This window comes from Chroococcidiopsis sp. CCALA 051 (assembly GCF_003015105.1).
Lineage (GTDB): Bacteria > Cyanobacteriota > Cyanobacteriia > Cyanobacteriales > Chroococcidiopsidaceae > Chroococcidiopsis > Chroococcidiopsis thermalis.
In genome coordinates this window covers 19,129-38,547 of the sequence record NZ_PYCI01000057.1, presented here as the reverse complement: position 1 = coordinate 38,547, position 19,419 = coordinate 19,129, and the positions used below count along the sequence as shown (strand labels likewise).

Below are 19,419 nucleotides of genomic sequence, written 5' to 3'. Positions count from 1 at the left end.
GGGGGGACAGGGGGGACAAGAAAGAATCATTACCAATTACCAACTACCAACTACCAACTACCAATTACCAATTACCAACACTTCACAAATGCAAACCTTAGATCTATCACAGCAACAATCCCTCGATCGCCCTTTAGTGATTGCCGATCGCACTTTTTCTTCTCGCTTGATGACTGGTACTGGTAAGTATCGTAATGTAGAAGAGATGCAGCAAAGTGTGGTTGCTAGCGGTTGTCAAATTGTCACCGTTGCCGTGCGGCGAGTGCAAACGAAAGCACCTGGACATGAAAATTTAGCTGAGGCTTTGGATTGGACAAAGCTGTGGATGTTGCCCAATACTGCTGGTTGTCAGACGGCGGAAGAAGCAATTCGCGTTGCTCGTTTGGGGCGCGAAATGGCGAAGGTTTTAGGACAAGAAGATAACAATTTTGTCAAGTTAGAAGTGATTCCCGATCCAAAATATTTGCTGCCCGATCCGATTGGAACTTTACAAGCAGCAGAACAACTGGTGAAGGAAGGGTTTGCTGTATTACCTTACATCAATGCCGATCCAATGCTGGCGAAACGGTTGGAGGAAGTCGGCTGCGTGACTGTGATGCCTTTGGCTTCTCCAATTGGTTCTGGACAAGGATTGAAAACAACGGCAAATATTCAAATCATCATTGAAAATGCTGGCGTACCAGTGGTGGTAGATGCGGGGATTGGCACGCCTAGCGAAGCCGCGCAAGCAATGGAGTTGGGAGCAGATGCTTTACTGATTAACACGGCGATCGCCCAAGCCAAGAACCCTCCTGCTATGGCACGCGGTATGAAACTAGCCACCGAAGCCGGACGACTCGCCTACCTCGCCGGACGAATACCAATCAAAGATTACGCGATCGCTAGTTCCCCTCTCAGCGGCACTGTCACGAGCTAAAGCGGCTGTTTCCCCGACTCCTGTACGGGCGCACGGCTGTGCGCCCCTACTCCCGTATATGTAAATTTTCTTAACTAAAGTAGGAGAGTATTTCTACCATTTTTTGTTACAGTTAAGCAAAGCAAAAATAGAAAGGACTTGATTCATGCCCTATACCACCGAAGAAGGCGGTCGTTTAAATAACTTTGCTGTAGAACCCAAAGTTTACACGGCAGAACCACCAAGCAGTACTCAGAAGCGTAACTATATTATTGGTGGCGTTGCAGGTGCATTTTTGGTTGTGGCTTTAGTATTCGTTGCTGTGGCGGTCTCTAGCGCCAGTTAATATTAAGAGTTTTTGACAATTTAACCATTAGTTTTTCGCCAAATACCCGACGATTGCGATCGCACCTACTATACAAGGTGAGAGAGCTAAGCAGTAAAGAAGTATTTGGGCGAAATTTTTGTTTTTGGTTCCAGTATAGCAGAAACCAAACCTCAACTAAATTACTGCCAACAGCTAGCAAGCAGTATTTAAAATTTATTTATAGCTACTTTAAAGACTGAGGACTGTAGTGCGATCGCTGCTTTTTTACCACTAGTTCAGTTAACAATCGCTGTTAATGTCAATTCAAGCAGGCAAACTTTTTGCCTTGCCATTTAACTCACTATCCTTGTCGAGAGGAAGAAATTTAGTTAAATTTCCGCTCTCGACATTACTATTATGTAACTTTGCTGTGAATATCAGTATCTGTCTGCGGCATGATTAAATCGTAAGAAGTTCTGTTACCAAGTCCAATCTTTTTTGCGACAATACAAACTCTGCCCCTACGATCGCATCCCCAAGGATAGAAAATGTCGGACAACCTCAGAAGTCAAGTCGTTACCCAAGGCGTACAGCGATCGCCTAACCGCGCTATGTTACGGGCTGTCGGTTTTGGCGATGCAGATTTTACTAAACCCATCGTTGGTATTTCTAACAGTTACAGTACCATCACTCCCTGCAACATGGGAATTAACGAGCTTGCCCAACGTGCTGTAGCCGGAGTGCGAAACTCTGGGGGAATGCCGCAAATGTTCGGTACGATTACCATCAGCGACGGTATTTCGATGGGAACGGAAGGGATGAAATATTCCCTCGTATCGCGGGAAGTGATTGCCGATTCAATTGAAACTGTCTGTAACGGACAGAGTATGGATGGAGTCTTAGCGATCGGCGGTTGCGATAAGAACATGCCAGGGGCGATGATTGCTATGGCGCGGATGAATATCCCAGCAATATTTGTCTATGGTGGAACAATTAAACCAGGACACTACAACGGCAAAGATTTAACAGTTGTCAGTGCATTTGAAGCTGTAGGACAATACAGTGCTGGCAAAATTGACGAAACAGAATTAATCGAAGTCGAACGCCGCGCTTGTCCTGGGGCTGGTTCCTGTGGTGGAATGTATACGGCAAATACAATGTCTTCTGCGTTTGAAGCAATGGGGATGAGCTTGCCCTATTCTTCCACAATGGCAGCGGAGGATGCAGAAAAAGCCGAAAGTACGGAAAAATCAGCTTTTGTTTTAGTTGAAGCCATTCGCAAACAACTTTTACCCCGTCAAATTCTCACTCGTAAGGCGTTTGAAAATGCGATCGCGACGATCATGGCTGTGGGTGGTTCTACCAATTCTGTTTTACACCTGCTGGCGATCGCCCATTCAATAGGAGTAAAACTCACTCTAGATGACTTTGAAACCATTCGCGCCCGCGTTCCAGTCCTATGCGATCTCAAGCCGAGTGGTAGATATGTAGCAACAGATTTACACAAAGTCGGCGGAATTCCCCAAGTGATGAAAATGTTGCTCGTACATGGTTTATTACATGGCGATGCGCTGACAATTACCGGACAAACCATTGCTGAAGTTTTAGCTGATGTCCCCGATACTCCACCTGCAAACCAAGATGTGATTCGTCCTTGGGAAAATCCCCTTTATGCTGAAGGACACTTAGCTATTTTGAAGGGAAATTTGGCTACAGAAGGTTCGGTGGCAAAAATTACAGGGGTGAAGCTACCAAAAATTTCGGGTCCAGCGCGGGTATTTGAATCCGAGGAAGCCTGTCTAGCGGCAATTTTGGCAAAACAGATCCAAGCAGGTGATGTCATCGTCGTGCGCTACGAGGGACCCAAAGGTGGTCCTGGGATGCGAGAAATGCTAGCCCCTACTTCGGCGATTATCGGCGCTGGCTTAGGAGATTCGGTGGGATTAATCACTGACGGGCGTTTCTCAGGTGGAACATACGGCATGGTCGTCGGTCACGTCGCCCCAGAAGCCGCTGTAGGAGGTGCGATCGCCCTGGTGCAAGAAGGAGATACAATTACCATCGACGCTCGTTCCCGTAGCTTACACCTGCACGTATCGGATGAAGAATTAGCCCAACGTCGCGCTAGCTGGAAACCCCGCCCGCCACGTTATACTACAGGCGTGTTAGCAAAGTATGCCAAGTTGGTATCTTCTAGCAGTCTCGGTGCTGTGACGGATCTGGGTCTGGGTTGATATCGAAGCGAATTCTTAAAGCGGATGGCAGAGGACAAAACCTACGATCGCGGAATGATTACTTGAACTCTGCGATTTGTCCGCTGTCCTTCTAGATTGTCCGAACCGTCTGGATTCACATTTGGTGCAGCAGGTTGGCTCTCGCCATAGCCTTTAGTCTGCAAGCGTTCGGACTCTATGCCTTCCTTGCTAGCAAGCCACTGGGCGATCGCAGCAGCGCGACGCTGGGATAGCTTCATGTTATACGCATCGCTGCCTTTCGAGTCTGTATAACCGTTGACCTGCACCATAACACTACCGGATTGTTGAATCAGGCGAGCTAACTTCTCTAACCTTGGAACAGCATCGGGACGAATATTAGCTTTGTCAAAATCAAACAGCACATCAGCTGGCAGATCGATAATTGTTTCCGACTCTGTAATACGACCATCCAAGTCAGCAACAAGTCCTTCCAGATCGCTAACATCACCTGTTAATTGACTACCGGAATCCGGAAAAGATGAGGCGCGTTCTCGTTCCTGCTTCAACGGCTCCGGTTGTACTTGCGCAGTAGCAAACTGCTGTACTTGTTTCGGATTAACTGACTCAGCAGTAGAAGCATCACGAGATTGGTTTCTCGGCTCGCTGCAACTTGCCAATACCGTCGCAGAAACGCTGAAAGCCGCTTGGAGGAGAACGTATTTCATGGTCGTACCGATATACCGTCGTAAGGACCTACATCGGGAATGTTAATCGAAATAGTCTTTGTTCCGGCAGGCGGTGCAGGAAACTTAAACCACGCCACCTTAGACTTTTCGACGCTAGAAAAATTTCCCAAATCCACGATTGTTTTGTCCCTCTTTCCCAAAGGCGATGCCAAGTATTGACCGGATTCATCTTTAAGCACGCCATAGCGTTTTGCTGTCGCATCATCAATATAGCTAACTTGCTGAATCGGCATCTCGACATTGCGGGTGTATGCGCTGGTTGGGTTGCGATAGAGCAGTTCGACAGTGAGAATTTTTCCAGTGATGCCAGCACGCACGAGGTCAACTTCTAAACCCCCTGGTCCCGATCGCGTCAGGATCGGTTTAGGCTTCGAGTCCTTACTAAGCGTTATTAACAATGTTTTAGCTGACGCTGAAGTTATACTTGCAAGCTGGACACCTGTAGAATTTTCTGGCTCTTGAGAAGCTGGAACACTCGGCTGAGTTTCTCGTGCGTTCAAAGTATCTATTTGACACCCACAAATACTAGTAGAGAATAATAGGCAAGAGACTGAAATAACTTTGCGTGTTTTCATAGTAATATTTCCGTTGCCTTAGATATCAATACAACCTACACTGATTCAAGCCATCCAACCGTCGTGTTTAGCGGCGACCAGAAAATTATAAATGAAGCGAGAAAACTTTTACACGTCCGCTATCTACTTGCAAATCCTATTCGAGTAACACTAGAAACATCGAAAAGCTCTGATTGCCACTACAAAGCAATGACCATGCAGAAATCCGTTCCCATTAACTGGACGTTAATTCAACAGCGCCTCACTCCATACTTATTTTTACTACCAGCACTGCTTGTTCTGGGGTTAACGGTCTTTTATCCTGCCCTGCAAGCATTTTACTTGAGCTTTACTCGTTACGAATACGACTTAACCCAAGCACCTGAATGGATTGGCTTGGCTAACTTTGAGCGTTTGTGGCAGGATAAAGTCTTTTGGCAAACTCTAGGAAATACAATATTGTATCTCGCGATCGCCGTGCCGATTTTGGTAGCAATTCCTTTGGTTTTGGCGATTTTAGTTAACCAGAAACTACGGGGAATGCACTGGTTTCGCGCTGCCTATTACACGCCTGTGATTATTTCTATGGTCGTAGCCGGAATTGCTTGGCGATGGTTGTATGCTCAAAATGGATTGCTGAATCAATTACTGAAACAAACTGGAATTTTAACTAGTGGTATACCCTGGCTGACTAGTCCCAGATTCGCCCTTTTTAGCGTCATCGCGGTGACAGTGTGGAAAGGACTGGGATACTACATGGTGATTTATTTAGCTGGGTTACAGTCGATTCCAGCAGAATTATACGAAGCCGCTGCGATCGACGGTTCCGATGGCGTGCGCAAACACTGGGATGTTACAGTGCCATTAATGCGACCTTACTTAATGCTAGTAGCTGTCATTTCTGCAATTTCCGCCACCAAGGTTTTTGAAGAAATCTACATCATGACCAAAGGTGGACCCCGCAACAGTTCTAAAACTATTGTTTATTACCTTTACGAGCAAGCTTTTGGCAGTAGTTTAGATATTAGCTATGCCTGCACGATCGGTTTGGCAATGTTTTTAATCATCTTGGTTTTGTCAATTTTGAATCTGAAACTGTCGCCGAAGAATTAGCAGTGTAGAGACGTTACATGTAACGTCTCTACTTTTTATAGCGATTAACTAACGACAAAGGGACTAAAAACAACCCAAAATACCAAGACGATCGCGGCGAGGATGAAACTCGATCTAACATTGAGATTGTGCGATCGATGCGAACCAGCAAACTTCTCCAACTCTGCATCTGAGTGTTGGAAGATTTCTAGTTGTCTTTGGTTTGGTGCAGCACTGGTTAAACTGACAAGTACCAAAATGGCAATAGAAATGACAAACAGCAGAATCGCGAAGTGTAAGAAATTGATTGTGGCATAGGCTACCAAAGGTCGCCAAGTTATCCAACCTGCTTTTACGGCGATTTCGGCGATAAATCGAATTGCACCCAAAATAAAACCAGTAATTAAGGTGTTGAAAGCCGCCCTACCAGTAGCGCGTTTCCACAATATCCCCATCAAAAACACAGCAGCAATCGGTGGGGAAACGTAGGCTTGTACTGACTGGAGATAGACATAAAGCTGATTGCTCATCAACCCGATAAAGGGGAGCCATAGCAAACCAGTCACTACCAGTTGAATAGTCGAAATCTGTCCGGCTCGCACTAACTCGCGATCGCTTGCCTCGGGTTTCCATTTTTGGTAGAAGTCCATCACAACTAGCGTGGAACTACTGTTAAAAACGCTGGAAAGAGAACTCATCAACGCCGCCAGCAACCCAGCTACCACTAATCCTTTAATTCCAGGCGGGAGGAGATTATTCACCATCGTGGCATATATCCGGTCTGGTTCTACATCGGGAAACAGAATTCTCCCGGCGATCCCTGGTAAGACAAGGATAAATACAGGTAGAAGTTTTAAAAATCCAGCAAAAATTGTCGATCGCCTTGCGACTTCAATATTAGGTGCGGCAAGGGTGCGTTGGACGATCATTTGATCTGTACACCAATACCACAAACCTAAGATGGGTGCGCCGAATAAAATTCCCGTCCAAGGAAAATCGGGATGATTGATGTCTTTCCACAAACTAAAGAAGTTGGGATCGACTTTTTGATACAAAGCACCGAAACCACCCACATCAATAATTGCTGTTGCAGTTAAGAAAATTCCGCCGCCAATCAGAATAAATGCTTGGAAGAAATCAGTATAAATTACTGCTCTCAAACCGCCAAAAATTGTATACGCACCCGTAGCCACAATCAAGGCGATCGCGCCTAGCCAAATATTCCAGCCTAAAATTGTTTGCAGAACGATCGCCCCTGCATAGACTGCTACGCTAATTTTTGTAAAGACATAAGCAATTAATGAAATTGCGGATAGATAGGTACGGCACTGACGATTAAAACGCCTTTCTAAAAACTCCGGCATTGTAAATACACCAGTGCGGAGATAGAACGGCACGAACAGCCAGCCTAATAGCAATAGCATAAAACAGGCAATCCATTCAAACTGCCCTACTGCTAGACCAGAACTAGCGCCGCTACCTGCTAATCCAATGAAGTGTTCGGCAGAAATATTGCTGGCAAATAGACTCGCACCAATTGCTGCCCAGCCAATACTTCCACCGCCCAAAAAATATGATTTGCTAGTCGCTAAACTTTTTTGACTCGACCAATAACCAATCGCCGCTACACCTACAAAGTAAGCAACGAGAAACACGATATCTATAGCAGCCACCGTCTTCTCCTACAATTTTTAGTTTTTTTAGCTAAACGTTGAATGAAAAGTTTTGTGAAGAAAAATTAAGAAGTAGGTGCGGGAATGCTCCGAGCGCCTACTTCCTGGTTTTCTCGTAGTTTGTCGATCCCTAGCCGCAAAAAGCTGTAATTTTTAGTGAAAACTAAATTTTGTTTAATTGTTATCAGTCGTGGGTTAGATATTTTCTTAATACCCAAAAACTCCTAATAATTAATCGTAGAAATAATTTGTGCTTTCTAGCAAATTAATTTAGAATTTGTAACCAATTTCTTGAATTTTTCTTAAGTCAATTCAAACTCATCCGTAAGATATATGACTGTAGCTAGATGCTCGATGATATTCTTAATTTATTAAGATGTAATGCTGCTAAAAAACAGCTATTGTTGAGCCTAAAGGTTTTCTCTTTAGACTAAATAAAAGCAGGGTAAAATTTTTTGTAAAAAATAAAGTGAGTGGCGAACGGATGAACACAAAATTGCCGCACGCTAGATTGTTTCTGGCTGCGAATTTAGTAGCGGCTTTAGTAGGATTGAATGCGGAAACTACCTTGGCATTGCCGCTAGAAAATAGTATGGTTCAAGTTACGTCAGTCTCTCAACTATCTGACGTGCAACCGACAGATTGGGCATTTCAAGCTTTGCAATCTTTGGTAGAAAGATATGGTTGCATTGCGGGATATCCCGATGGAACTTATCGAGGCAATCGCGCTTTAACGAGATATGAGTTTGCAGCAGGATTGAATGCTTGTTTAGATCGAGTCAACGAACTAATTGCTACAGCTAGTGCAGATGTAGTAACCAAGGAAGACTTAGCAACATTACAACGTTTGCAAACAGAATTTAGTACAGAACTGGCAACTCTGCGCGGTCGAGTTGATAGTTTGGAAGCACAAACAGCAGAATTAGAAGCAAATCAATTTTCGACGACGACAAAACTTAATGTCAGTTTAATTACAGCAATTACAGATACATTTGGCGATCGCATAGCTGGAGATGAGGACGATTCTAATACGATATTCGGCTATCGTTCGCGGATGAATTTTGAAACGAGTTTTACCGGACGAGATTTACTACGGACTCGTTTGGAATTTGGTAACTTTGGCGATATGGAAGACGTGTCGGGTACGAACATGACACGGCTTAACTTCGATACAAACACCGATAACGATGTAACTGTGCCGCACTTGTTATATCGTTTCCCCGTGGGTTCTAACCTCACCTTTACTGTAGGTCCCGCCGGAGTCGGTTACACCGATATTACAGATACTCTGACTCCTCCTAGCATTGCCGATGATAGCCGAGGTATTCCCTCTCTGTTTGGGGAATACAGTCCCCTGTATCGTCGCGGTGGTGGTGGTGCGGCGGTGAATTGGGAGATTGCCGAGAGTTTAACTTTGACTCTAGGATATTTGGCTGGTAGTCCCAGCGATCCTGGTGATGGTGCTGGTTTATTCAACGGTACGTATCACGCCTTAGCGCAACTCGCTGTAGATGGAGATTGGGGTGCGGCTGGTGTTGCTTACTCGCGCAGTTATAACCCTGCGGGAGTCGTGGATATTACGGGTAGTACGGGAAGTTTGTTGGCTAGCGAACCATTTGGAGACGATATTGCGACATCCGCAGACATCTTTGCTTTTCAAGGTTTTTATCGCTTTTCACCCAAGTTTCAACTACACGGCTGGGTAGGTTACATCAGTGCGAGTGCCAATGGTTCGGGTTTGAGTGCGATCGCCGATGGTAGTGGAGGAACTATTGCTAGTACTGTTGAAGATGGGGATAGTGCAGATCTTTGGTATGGTGCTGTGGGTTTAACTTTCCCAGATGTGGGGGGTGAAGGTAATTTACCGGGGATTTTGGTTGGTTTACCTCCTAGAGTGACAGATAGCGACGTGCGCGATGAAGATGACACTTCATATCATGTTGAGGCTTTTTACCGTTTTCAAGTTAACGATTATATTTCTGTGACTCCTGGTTTTTGGGTCGTATTTAATCCTGAAAATAACAGTGACAACAGCAATCAATATGTTGGGGTAATTCGGACGAGTTTCAATTTTTAATCCCAATTTGCTGTTTGACTACGCCGCAGAAGATCCCCCCAACCCCCCTTTTTAAGGGGGGCTATATGAACCCGTCCTTTGAATATGATATGGTGATGAAGAATTTTTGATAGGTTATAATTGTCACGCAAAGACGCAAAGGCGCTAAGAGAAATCTTGGTGTCTTTGCGTTTTTGCATGTTAATTGTTAGTGGCTATTTATTTTGTGGGAATACTGGATAGAGGTGCGATCGCGCAACTTGGAATTAGCTTTCAAGATTGGCTGAAATTAGCACCTGCTGAAGCGAAACCAGAAAAAGCAGAATTAATGTATATTATTCCATCTGCTCCACTTTAATCCACCTACTCATAGCCCCCCTTTTTAAGGGGGGTTGGGGGGATCTCGCGGATCTAAAATCTCTCAACTCCAGCAAACTCTTTAATATCAGTCATCTTAGCTGCTTCCCCACAGGTGCGTGGAGTCGGAAAGATCTTGCCGGGATTAGCTAAACCTTTGGGGTTAATCGCTTCCCGCACGTATTGCATCGTCTCCAAATCTGCCTCTGTAAACATATCGGGCATAAAACATTTCTTATCTGCACCAATGCCGTGTTCGCCGGAAATACTACCACCAACTTTAACGCAGAGTTTCAGGATCTCTCCCCCTAATTCTTCTACTTGATGCAAAGCCCCTGGTACGGAATTATCGTACAAAATTAATGGGTGAAGATTCCCATCACCCGCATGAAATACGTTCGCAATTTGATAGCCATATTGCTGACTCAAATTTTCAATTTCTTGTAAAACGTAGGGCAACTGAGTACGCGGAATCACCCCATCTTGAACGTAGTAATCGGGGCTGAGATGTCCGGCAGCGGCAAATGCTGCTTTGCGTCCTTTCCACAATTTGAGGCGCGTTTCAGGATCGCTAGCCGTAGTAATTCCCCTTGCACCATTTTTCAAACAAATATCGCTAATCAGCTGTTTAGTTTCTGCGACTTCTACAGCTATGCCGTCAATTTCTACTAACAAGATTGCCGTAGCATCTCTGGGATAACAACCCGTGGCAACAACATCTTCTACAGCGTTAATGCTGAGGTTATCCATCATTTCCATCCCAGCTGGAATAATTCCCGCACTGATGATGTCTGAAACCGCCGCCCCTGCTGCTTCGACGCTGGTAAAATCGGCAAGCAAGACGCAAATTGATTCGGCAGATTTGAGAATTCGTAGCGTAATTTCGGTAGCAATTCCCAACGTCCCCTCGGAACCGACAAATACGCCTGTAAGATCGTAACCCGGCATTTCTGGTACTTGTCCGCCCAAATCGACAATCGAACCATCGGGGGTAACGACTTTTAAGCCTAAAACGTGGTTGGTAGTGACACCATATTTAAGACAATGTACCCCACCGGAATTCTCAGCAACATTCCCGCCCACCGAACAGATAATTTGACTGGAAGGATCGGGGGCGTAGTAAAATCCATCACCGCTAACTGCTTGCGTCACCCAGTTGTTAATCACCCCTGGCTGTACCACAACTTGCTGATTTTCCAAATCTACGCTGAGGACTTGCCGCATCATCGAGGTGACGATTAACACGCAGTCTTCTATTGGTAATGCCCCACCAGATAAGCCAGTACCAGAACCACGGGCAATGAAAGGAATATTGTGGCGATCGCAAATCTTTACAACTTCTGCTACTTGTTCTGTCGTTCTTGGCAACACGACAACTGCGGGGCGCTGGCGATAACTGGTTAGTCCGTCGCACTCATAAGTAATTAATTCCTCCCGACGCTGAACCACACCATTTTTGCCTAAGACTGCTTCAAATTTTTTAATAATTGTCTTCCAGTCACGCTGCTGCTTGTCTTGGATTAGCATAGGGAATTCTCGCAAATTAAATTTATTTTTAAAACTGCTGGATACTGCAACTTAAAGATTGAAACTTCAGTGATAGCGGATAAAAAGTATCGCTATGTTACTTAATTTGGATTGACTCCCTGCGATCGCCCTCTCCAATATTGTTACAGAAACTACAACCCTTGAAATTATCTAAATTCATCTTTGTTACAATTTTTTTTGTAACTTCGACTACTTTTCTATTCTCACTTGCCAAGAGCTTATTGACAAGCCTAGCCGAAGTCAAAAGTCAAAAGTCAAAGGTCAAAAGCCAAAAGTCAAGAGTCAGAAGCATTTCACGCACCACGCACCAAACGCCAGATCGTGACTCACTCATGACCAATTAAGCTAGAAGTCAGAATCACGGGCTATGTGGATATTTGTGGATTTTGCAGATAGTCAAATATCATTTCATCGTTAAATTCAACAATATTGATAGTTGAATGAAAGCTAAATTTTGTTAGCAAGTTACGCAATTTATAATTATCTGTACAGAAGATATCCAAGTGAATTTATTTTAGTTATTCAAGATTCTCAGGTAGTGGTAAATGAACGATCCGATCTTGATACTCATCCTCAAAAGCATACTCGGCAATCAAGAATAATTCTTCAAGGTTTCGACCAATACTAAAGTCAACATTTAATAGTAATATTCCTGGTACGTGACGACCTATTGCAATATGGTCATTCAAATGTACGGGCATAGATTTACGGTTATTTGTGACCAGTATGAAATCATGCTCCTCACACCAAATTAAAATTTCTGGGTCTAGTGTACCTCTAGGGGGAGCGCCAGGATCTCCCACTACCCACATAACTGATTCAGGACTTTGGCGGAGAAATTGATACTGATAGGCTTTATCAACATTTTCATCAAGCAGAAATTTCAGAGCCATTCGCCTTCAAATTTGCCTTGCGCTCAGCTTTAAGTTTCATTAACTTGCGTACCGCAGCAGAGGAATTACGGCGCTGTTCTTCACGCGCTTTATGGCTCCAATCTATCCAATCAGATAAATACGCGCTAACAGCTTCTTTGTGGTGCAAGTAATAAAGAATTGTCGCATAGACTTGCTCTAGGGTGAGTGAAGGATAACTTCGAGCAATTTCCTCTGGAGTCCGGCAACGATGAATGAAGTCATAGAGGATAGTCTCAATCCCAACCCTTGTTCCTTTGACTCGAATATCATCAGGGCGCTGAAAGTCGAAATAATCTTCTAGTTGCATTTCATCTTCCCCTCTATGTTCTGCGCACTTGTAGCAATGCAAAAATTCTATGCTAACCTGTTGGGCATCCTGACTTTGATACACTTGTTCCTCACACTCCTCTACTGACCAGCCTACATGGTTCATGTCAAGCGCGTAGAACTCACCAACTTCAAGTCCTTTGGTGGCACGACGAAAATTCCTTTGCTACCAGGATTTACAGTCGTTTCAGGTCCCAACGGTTCCGGTAAATCTAATATTCTCGATGCTCTCCTGTTTTGCCTCGGTCTAGCAAGTTCTCGGGGAATGCGGGCGGAACGCCTACCCGATCTTGTCAACCACGACAAAGCCACACGCGGAAAATCGGCAGTAGAAACGCTAGTGACGGTGACTTTCGATTTAGAGGGAGCGCTTAGCAGGGAGCAGGAAGCAGAGGGGACAAAGGTTAATGGAAATGGGAATGGGAATGGGTATTATGTTGAAGAGTTAGAGGACAAGGGAGACAAGGAAGACACGGTAGACACGGGGGAAGAAGAACCCCTCACTCCTCACTCCTCACTCCTCACCCCTAATGAATTAACAATTACGCGCCGCTTACGAGTCACTCAGCAGGGTTCGTATACGTCAACTTATTACATTAATGGTTCTACCTGTACTCAAACTGAGTTGCACGAACAACTGAGTCAGATCCGCATTTATCCTGAAGGCTACAACGTCGTGCTGCAAGGGGACGTGACGAGTATTATTTCCATGCACTCGCGAGAACGGCGGGAGATTATTGACGAACTAGCAGGGGTAGCGAATTACGATCGCAAAATTATCCAAGCAAAAGAAACATTAAATGAAGTTAAAGACAGGGAAGATCGCTACCGCATCGTTGAAACTGAATTAATTACGCAACGCGATCGCCTGTCTCACGATCGCATCCAAGCTGAGAAATATCAAAAGCTGAGAATAGAATATCAGCAAAAGCAGCAGTGGGAAATTGTTCTAGTGTGGCGATCGCTGCAACAGCAACAAGAAAAATTGGTGGCGGAAATTCAAACGGGCGATCGAACGCTGGCTGAATTAACGACTCAACTTACTACCCTCAACACCCAAATTCAGCAGGTAACGGCAGAATTAGACGCACTCAACGCACGAGTGAAGACTCTGGGGGAAGAAGAACTCTTATCTCTGCAATCAACTCTAGCCACCCAAGAAGCCGAACGGCGACAGTTACAAAATCGCCAAAGAGACTTGACAAATGCTTATGAAAATGCCGGAAATGCTTACACGCAACAACAATTAGAAATTCAACAACACCAAAATTCTCTGGTGCGGTTGCAACAACAGCAGCAAGAAATTGTTGCCCAACTTTCTAGCCTGCGTCAACAACGGGATGAGGCGCAACAAACCTTAGAAGCAAGTCGTACCGAAGCTAGTGCAGTCGCCGATGCTTCCGATGCTTGGGTGCAACAACAAGCCGCGCTTAGCCGCCAAGTTGAATCTCTGCTGCAAACTGTAGAACCCCAGCGTACCGAACAAGCGCAGCTAAAAGAGCGATCGCATCAATTAGAAAAGCAAATTCAAGAGCAGACTGGGTTAATTCAAACTTTAGAGCCAGAGCTGGCGACAAAGCAAACACAATTAACTGAAATAGAAACTCAATTATCGAGTCAAATTGAGCAAATTCAATCGTTAGCCCAATCTTTAGCTGCGGCTGAAGCTGAGTTACAAATTCAGCAGCAAACTCAAAATCGCTTACTTCAAGAACAACGAGACAAACAGCGCCAGTTGGATAAGTTGGAGGCGCAGTCTCAAGCCTTGCAGGAAACTCAAGGCACTTTTGCCACAAAAATTTTGCTGCAATCAGGTTTAAGCGGGATTTGTGGTTTGGTAGCCCAACTCGGGAAAGTTGAACCTCGGTATCAACTAGCTTTAGAAATTGCGGCTGGGGCGCGATTGGGACAATTGGTGGTAGAGGATGATGGCGTGGCGGCTTCGGGGATTGAGATCCTGAAGCAAAAACGAGGGGGGAGGGTGACGTTTTTACCCCTAAATAAAATTCAAGCCCCGCGATTTTCGCCTGCTTCAGGGTTGCGCTATGCCAATGGTTATATCGACTATGCAATTAATTTAATCGAATGCGATCGCCGCTATCAAGATATTTTTGGCTATGTTTTTGGTAGTACGGTTGTTTTTGCCGATTTGCAATCAGCGCGTTCTCATTTAGGGCAATATCGGATCGTCACTTTAGCAGGAGAATTGTTAGAAACTAGTGGGGCGATGACTGGGGGTAGTATCAGCCAGCAAAATTCAAGTTTGCATTTCGGTACGAGCGATGCTACTGAATCTCAGGAAGTTATAGAGTTAAGAAATCGCTTGCAAGAAATCGATCGCATTTTAGCTCGGTGTGGTGAATCGATTGGTAATTTGGCAGCTAAAACTAAAAATCTATCTCAAGAATTAACAGAAGCGAAGACCAAACAAAGAGAAAATAATCTCCTGAAGGATCAATTACAAAAAGAAATTCGCAAGCTAATTCAACAAGTGGAAACTGGGCAATCGCAACTGGCTCAGAACACAAAACAACTATCTACGGTACAAGCTAGATTAGAGACTTTAGAACGAGATTTACCCGCACAAGAAGAACAATTACAACAATTGCGCCAAGCTTTAGTGGAGTTAGAACAATCTCAAACTAACAGTCAATGGCAGCAAATTCAAGCCACAATTAGACAGCAAGAACAGGAATTACAAACTAGAATCGAGATAGTTCGTAACGCCGAACAGCAATTGAAAGACATAGAAAATCAAACTCAAAGATTGCACGAAAAAATTCAAGAATGCGAAGTGCGATCGCGAGATTACCAACAACAGCAACAAGAAAATCAAGCGCAGCAAGCGGCTGTCAATGCTCAATTACAGGAAATTGGCGAACATTTAAAGCAGATCCATACATCCTTGAAAGAAATCGAACAGCGGATGACGGCGGAAAGACAAGCACGCGATCGCGCCGAACAACAGCTGCGAGAATTGCATTTAAACCAACAACAGGTAGAATGGCAACAGCAAAAGTTGCAAGAAACGCAAACATCGCGGCGAGAAGATTTAGTTAACTTACAAGCGCAGATTCAAACCCAAGCCGCCGAAATTCCTAATCCCCTACCAGAAGTACCGGATAAGGTAGATTTGGAACAATTGCAGAAAGAATTGCGATCGCTTGTCAAGCGGATGGAAGCAATGGAACCTGTCAATATGTTGGCGTTAGAAGAATACGAACGTACTAACGCTCGCTTAGAAGAATTGAGTCAAAAATTATTGACCCTAGAAGCCGAACGCACTGAATTGTTATTGCGGATTGAAAACTTTACCACCTTACGCCAACGAGCATTTCAAGAAGCTTTTGATGCGGTGAATGAAAACTTTCAATCTATTTTCGCTACTTTATCGGATGGGGATGGATTTCTGCAACTCGATAATCCAGAAGATCCATTTACCAGTGGACTTAATTTAGTTGCACATCCTAAAGGTAAACCCGTACAGCGTCTCGCTTCTATGTCGGGGGGAGAAAAATCACTCACGGCGCTGAGTTTTATCTTTGCCCTACAACGGTATCGCCCATCACCTTTTTACGCCTTTGATGAGGTAGATATGTTCCTAGACGGGGCAAATGTGGAACGATTAGCTAGAATGATCGAACAGCAGGCTAAACAAGCACAGTTTATTGTCGTGAGTCTGCGCCGACCCATGATAGAATCAGCCGAACGTACAATAGGAGTAACGCAAGCGCGAGGAGCTTACACGCAAGTTTTAGGCATAAAATTGTAACCCTCAGACAACTTTGGTTGAGGATTCCATCATAATAGTATCGATCGTTAGAAAGTATTAACCGTTAACCCTGATTCGAGATCGGGACTCCGCAAAGCAATGACCTCTGAAAACACTATTAAACGCTCCGACATCTTAAATACAAAGGTGATCGCGGATGACAACGCCAAAGTATTAGGAGTTGTCAGCCAACTATGGGTAGATATCGATCGCAGGGAGGTTGTAGCTCTTGGTTTGCGAGACAACCTGATCGCTTTTGCTAGCGTACCGCGTTATATGTACCTGAGCAGCATCAGCAAAATCGGCGATGTGATTTTGGTGGAGAACGAAGACGCGATCGAAGATATTGATGTAGAGATTTACAGCAACTTAGTTAATTGTGAAGTCATTACAGAAACAGGTCAACCCTTGGGGCGAGTGCGTGGCTTTACATTTAACGCTCAAACAGGCAAAATCCATTCTTTAATTATCGCTTCGCTGGGTTTACCCCAGATCCCTGACCAGGTAATTAGTACTTATGAATTACCAATCGAAGAAGTTGTCAGCAGTGGACCCAATCGGCTAATTGTATTTGAAGGCGCTGAAGAAAGAATTAATCGTTTGAGTGTTGGGGTGTTAGAAAGGCTTGGTATTGGTAAAGCACCTTGGGAGAAAGAAGAAGACGAGTACTATACTCCCACAGCAGTGCGACCGGAAAACCAGCTAGGAAGTGGTGTACCGTTGCAAGCACCAAAAGCCCAACCTTTAAAGACAACTCAACCTGCGGTACAGGAAGCTTGGGACGAGGATGAATATGAGTATGAAACAGTCCAACCTCGGATCGAACAGCAGCCATTACGCCGCCAGCAGTACGAACCCAACAGATACGATCGCGATTTAGAGGAAGAAGAAAACTGGAGTGAAGCGTCGGGAAGCGATCGCTATACGCCTGCACCTCCACCCCGCTACCCCGAACCCCAGCCGTTTGAACCAAAGCCATACGCACCAACAAATAATCTTGACGAAGATCTCGACGGTGACGCTTGGGGAGAAGATGAGGAACCGCAGCCTTTGAATATTCCCAAGAAAATCAAGCAACCAGAATACGAAGAAGAAGGCGGCTATTAGGAAAGTCAAAAGTCAAAAGTTAAAAGTCAAAATGTAATTCATCATCTAAATGTAGAGGCGTTACATGTAACGTCTCTTCGTTTTTTATGCGATTTACGCCTGAGCATCTAGTGGTAGCAACACGCGAAAGCTGCTACCAGCACCTAATCTACTGCTGACTTTTATTTCACCTTTGTGCTGTTGGACGATCGCTTGTGCGATCGCTAGCCCTAAGCCTAAACCATCTTTTTCAGATTTAGCTGCATCGGCTCGCCAAAAGCGCTGAAAAATGAGTGGTAACGAATCTGGTGGAATACCAATTCCCGTATCTTCAATCCGAATCACGGCAAATCGCTGCTCTTGTTCTAAAAATAACGCCACTCTTCCCCCGTCGGTTGTGTACTTGAGTGCGTTATCTAGAAGATTAGAAAATAAGCGGCTGAGTTTATGGCTGTCACCTTTCACGACTATACCAGTACGTAAATGCGGGGTGAATTGAATTTGCTTACTTTGAGCTTGTGGTTCAAAGCGTTCGACTAAATCTTGTAGTAACTCTTCTAAGCGAATCGGTGCAAAGTTAAAATCGCGATCGAGGCGATCGCTAGCGATATTTGCCCTAGATAAAAATAGTAAATCTTCTACTAAATGAATGATTTGCTCGTTGGCGCGATCGATAATTGCTAACTTTCTCACCTGAGTTAAACTTAACTCTTCTGGACTATTACGTAACAAATCTACTGTAGTACTAATCGCCGTTAGGGGATTGCGTAGTTCGTGCGCTACATCTCCAGTAAAGTGTTTTAATCGCCTTAAGTTGCGTTGCATTGGCTGAAGTGTGAGCCAAGTTAAACCAATACCGCTAATGCTACTTAATAGTAATACTGTGACTCCTCCCACAATCAGACCCGATCGCAGTTGATCTAACTTCCAGATCAAATCTTGAGTAGACTCGCTAGCGCGAATATATCCTTCTAAGCGTAAGGTGGTTTTATCTCGCTCTTCGGTATAAACAGCAATAGAAAAAGTCCGAACTTGTCCTTGTTGCTGTAGGATTGGAAAGCCCTCTTGTAAACCATCAGCTAAGGCTTGCGACAATGAAGAATTAGCAAAAAATTTTCCCTCTTTTGCTAAGAGTTTACCTTTAGGATTAAACCATTCGAGGCTTTGATTGTGGCGAAATAACTCTTGCCAAGGAAGCTCGTCATCTAACCTTTGAATTCCTCGGCTTTTGATGATTCGCAAACTAGGAATAGCAGCTTCAGCCAAAATCTGTAAGCGATCGTTTAACTGTTGTTCTAGACTACGGCTAACAAAGATGTAAATAGCTGTGCTAGACGCGCCAAATATAGCGGACATTACTAATAAATAAGTTAGTAAAAATAACCAGCGTAATGATTGAAACATTGAATAATTATGCTTACCTCAACTCAATTAGATATCGCTCTCAATTTTTAGAGAAAATGAGATGCGATGTGTTTTATTTCAACTTGAATCGTACATGAGAATAGTGTAAAAAAGGTAATAAAACAGCGACTTCAATATTACATTACGATCGTGAACTTAACATGAAGACTTTATGAGAAAGATCTCATTTTTTCATAACAAGGCTTCAGTTATCTACTGCCTCCGTTAAGCCACAAGAGACAAATTTTTTCAAAACTACGCAACAAGAGATCCCCCCAACCCCCCTTATTAAGGGGGGTTGGGGGGATCTCATTTAGTACAGAGATAAACAGAATTAGTATAAGTCGTTCATGAGTTATTAGTCATGAAGTCATTGATAGTTCTTCAAATGAACTATGGCGTAGATGAGAAAGTGAGATGTCAGAACGCTGAGATACTTGCCTTGGTTCAAATGCCGTGTCTGTAAAGTACATGAGACGAGAAAAACTCAACT

General features: G+C 44.2%; 15 protein-coding genes. 8 read left to right on the top strand and 7 right to left on the bottom strand.

The window, feature by feature from the left end:
* The 3 genes from C7Y66_RS15510 to ilvD form a co-directional block, all read left to right on the top strand.
* Nucleotides 1-916: thiazole synthase (locus C7Y66_RS15510; protein ID WP_304529359.1), on the top strand; the 916-nt coding region annotated here is incomplete at its 5' end.
* Nucleotides 917-1,061: 145 nt separating this feature from the next.
* Entirely contained in the window at nt 1,062-1,241 is a 180-nt protein-coding gene (gene psb34, locus C7Y66_RS15505; protein ID WP_015156128.1) for a photosystem II assembly protein Psb34, read from the top strand.
* A gap of 509 nt (nt 1,242-1,750) precedes the next feature.
* Nucleotides 1,751-3,436 carry a dihydroxy-acid dehydratase gene (gene ilvD, locus C7Y66_RS15500; protein ID WP_106546287.1) on the top strand — a complete coding sequence of 562 codons (1,686 nt, stop codon included), beginning with the start codon at nt 1,751-1,753 and terminating at the stop codon, nt 3,434-3,436.
* Between the two features lie 41 nt (nt 3,437-3,477).
* Here the strand turns inward: ilvD and C7Y66_RS15495 are convergent, their stop codons facing one another.
* Both C7Y66_RS15495 and C7Y66_RS15490 read right to left on the bottom strand, forming a co-directional pair.
* Nucleotides 3,478-4,122 carry an OmpA family protein gene (locus C7Y66_RS15495; protein WP_106546286.1) on the bottom strand — a complete coding sequence of 215 codons (645 nt, stop codon included), beginning with the start codon at nt 4,120-4,122 and terminating at the stop codon, nt 3,478-3,480.
* Nucleotides 4,119-4,718, bottom strand: coding sequence for a hypothetical protein (locus C7Y66_RS15490; RefSeq protein ID WP_106546285.1), 600 nt, complete (start codon nt 4,716-4,718; stop codon nt 4,119-4,121). Before C7Y66_RS15490 ends, C7Y66_RS15495 begins: the two co-directional genes overlap by 4 nt.
* 189 nt (nt 4,719-4,907) lie before the next feature.
* Between C7Y66_RS15490 and C7Y66_RS15485 the strand changes: the two genes are divergently transcribed.
* Entirely contained in the window at nt 4,908-5,810 is a 903-nt protein-coding gene (locus tag C7Y66_RS15485; protein WP_199197453.1) for a carbohydrate ABC transporter permease, read from the top strand.
* A 44-nt stretch (nt 5,811-5,854) separates the two neighbouring features.
* Here the strand turns inward: C7Y66_RS15485 and C7Y66_RS15480 are convergent, their stop codons facing one another.
* Nucleotides 5,855-7,462: a sodium:solute symporter gene (locus C7Y66_RS15480; RefSeq protein WP_106546283.1), complete on the bottom strand. Its 1,608-nt coding sequence runs from the start codon at nt 7,460-7,462 to the stop codon at nt 5,855-5,857.
* 484 nt (nt 7,463-7,946) lie between these two features.
* Here C7Y66_RS15480 and C7Y66_RS15475 point away from each other — a divergent pair, with 484 nt between their 5' ends.
* Both C7Y66_RS15475 and C7Y66_RS31130 read left to right on the top strand, forming a co-directional pair.
* Nucleotides 7,947-9,539 carry an iron uptake porin gene (locus tag C7Y66_RS15475; protein ID WP_199197452.1) on the top strand — a complete coding sequence of 531 codons (1,593 nt, stop codon included), beginning with the start codon at nt 7,947-7,949 and terminating at the stop codon, nt 9,537-9,539.
* Nucleotides 9,540-9,729: 190 nt separating this feature from the next.
* The gene (locus tag C7Y66_RS31130) at nt 9,730-9,876 is read left to right on the top strand and encodes a hypothetical protein (RefSeq protein WP_158265935.1); all 147 of its coding nucleotides are present in this window, start codon (nt 9,730-9,732) and stop codon (nt 9,874-9,876) included.
* Nucleotides 9,877-9,929: 53 nt separating this feature from the next.
* Here the strand turns inward: C7Y66_RS31130 and glcD are convergent, their stop codons facing one another.
* The 3 genes from glcD to C7Y66_RS15455 all read right to left on the bottom strand — a co-directional run bounded on the left by glcD (nt 9,930) and on the right by C7Y66_RS15455 (nt 12,644).
* Nucleotides 9,930-11,402 carry a glycolate oxidase subunit GlcD gene (gene glcD / locus C7Y66_RS15465; protein WP_106546281.1) on the bottom strand — a complete coding sequence of 491 codons (1,473 nt, stop codon included), beginning with the start codon at nt 11,400-11,402 and terminating at the stop codon, nt 9,930-9,932.
* Between the two features lie 539 nt (nt 11,403-11,941).
* Nucleotides 11,942-12,316, bottom strand: a complete 375-nt coding sequence (locus C7Y66_RS15460; protein WP_106546280.1) for a DUF5615 family PIN-like protein — start codon at nt 12,314-12,316, stop codon at nt 11,942-11,944.
* Nucleotides 12,294-12,644 carry a DUF433 domain-containing protein gene (locus tag C7Y66_RS15455; RefSeq protein ID WP_106546289.1) on the bottom strand — a complete coding sequence of 117 codons (351 nt, stop codon included), beginning with the start codon at nt 12,642-12,644 and terminating at the stop codon, nt 12,294-12,296. The genes C7Y66_RS15460 and C7Y66_RS15455 overlap by 23 nt, the downstream gene beginning before the upstream one ends.
* 117 nt (nt 12,645-12,761) lie before the next feature.
* Here C7Y66_RS15455 and smc point away from each other — a divergent pair, with 117 nt between their 5' ends.
* Together smc and C7Y66_RS15445 are read left to right on the top strand one after the other, a co-directional pair.
* The gene (smc, locus tag C7Y66_RS15450; RefSeq protein ID WP_106546279.1) at nt 12,762-16,436 is read left to right on the top strand and encodes a chromosome segregation protein SMC; all 3,675 of its coding nucleotides are present in this window, start codon (nt 12,762-12,764) and stop codon (nt 16,434-16,436) included.
* Nucleotides 16,437-16,535: 99 nt separating this feature from the next.
* Nucleotides 16,536-17,543: a PRC-barrel domain-containing protein gene (locus C7Y66_RS15445; RefSeq protein ID WP_106546278.1), complete on the top strand. Its 1,008-nt coding sequence runs from the start codon at nt 16,536-16,538 to the stop codon at nt 17,541-17,543.
* 93 nt (nt 17,544-17,636) lie between these two features.
* Here C7Y66_RS15445 and C7Y66_RS15440 read toward each other — a convergent pair whose 3' ends face one another.
* Nucleotides 17,637-18,878: a cell wall metabolism sensor histidine kinase WalK gene (locus C7Y66_RS15440; RefSeq protein ID WP_233222694.1), complete on the bottom strand. Its 1,242-nt coding sequence runs from the start codon at nt 18,876-18,878 to the stop codon at nt 17,637-17,639.
* Between the last annotated feature and the right edge of the window lie 541 nt (nt 18,879-19,419).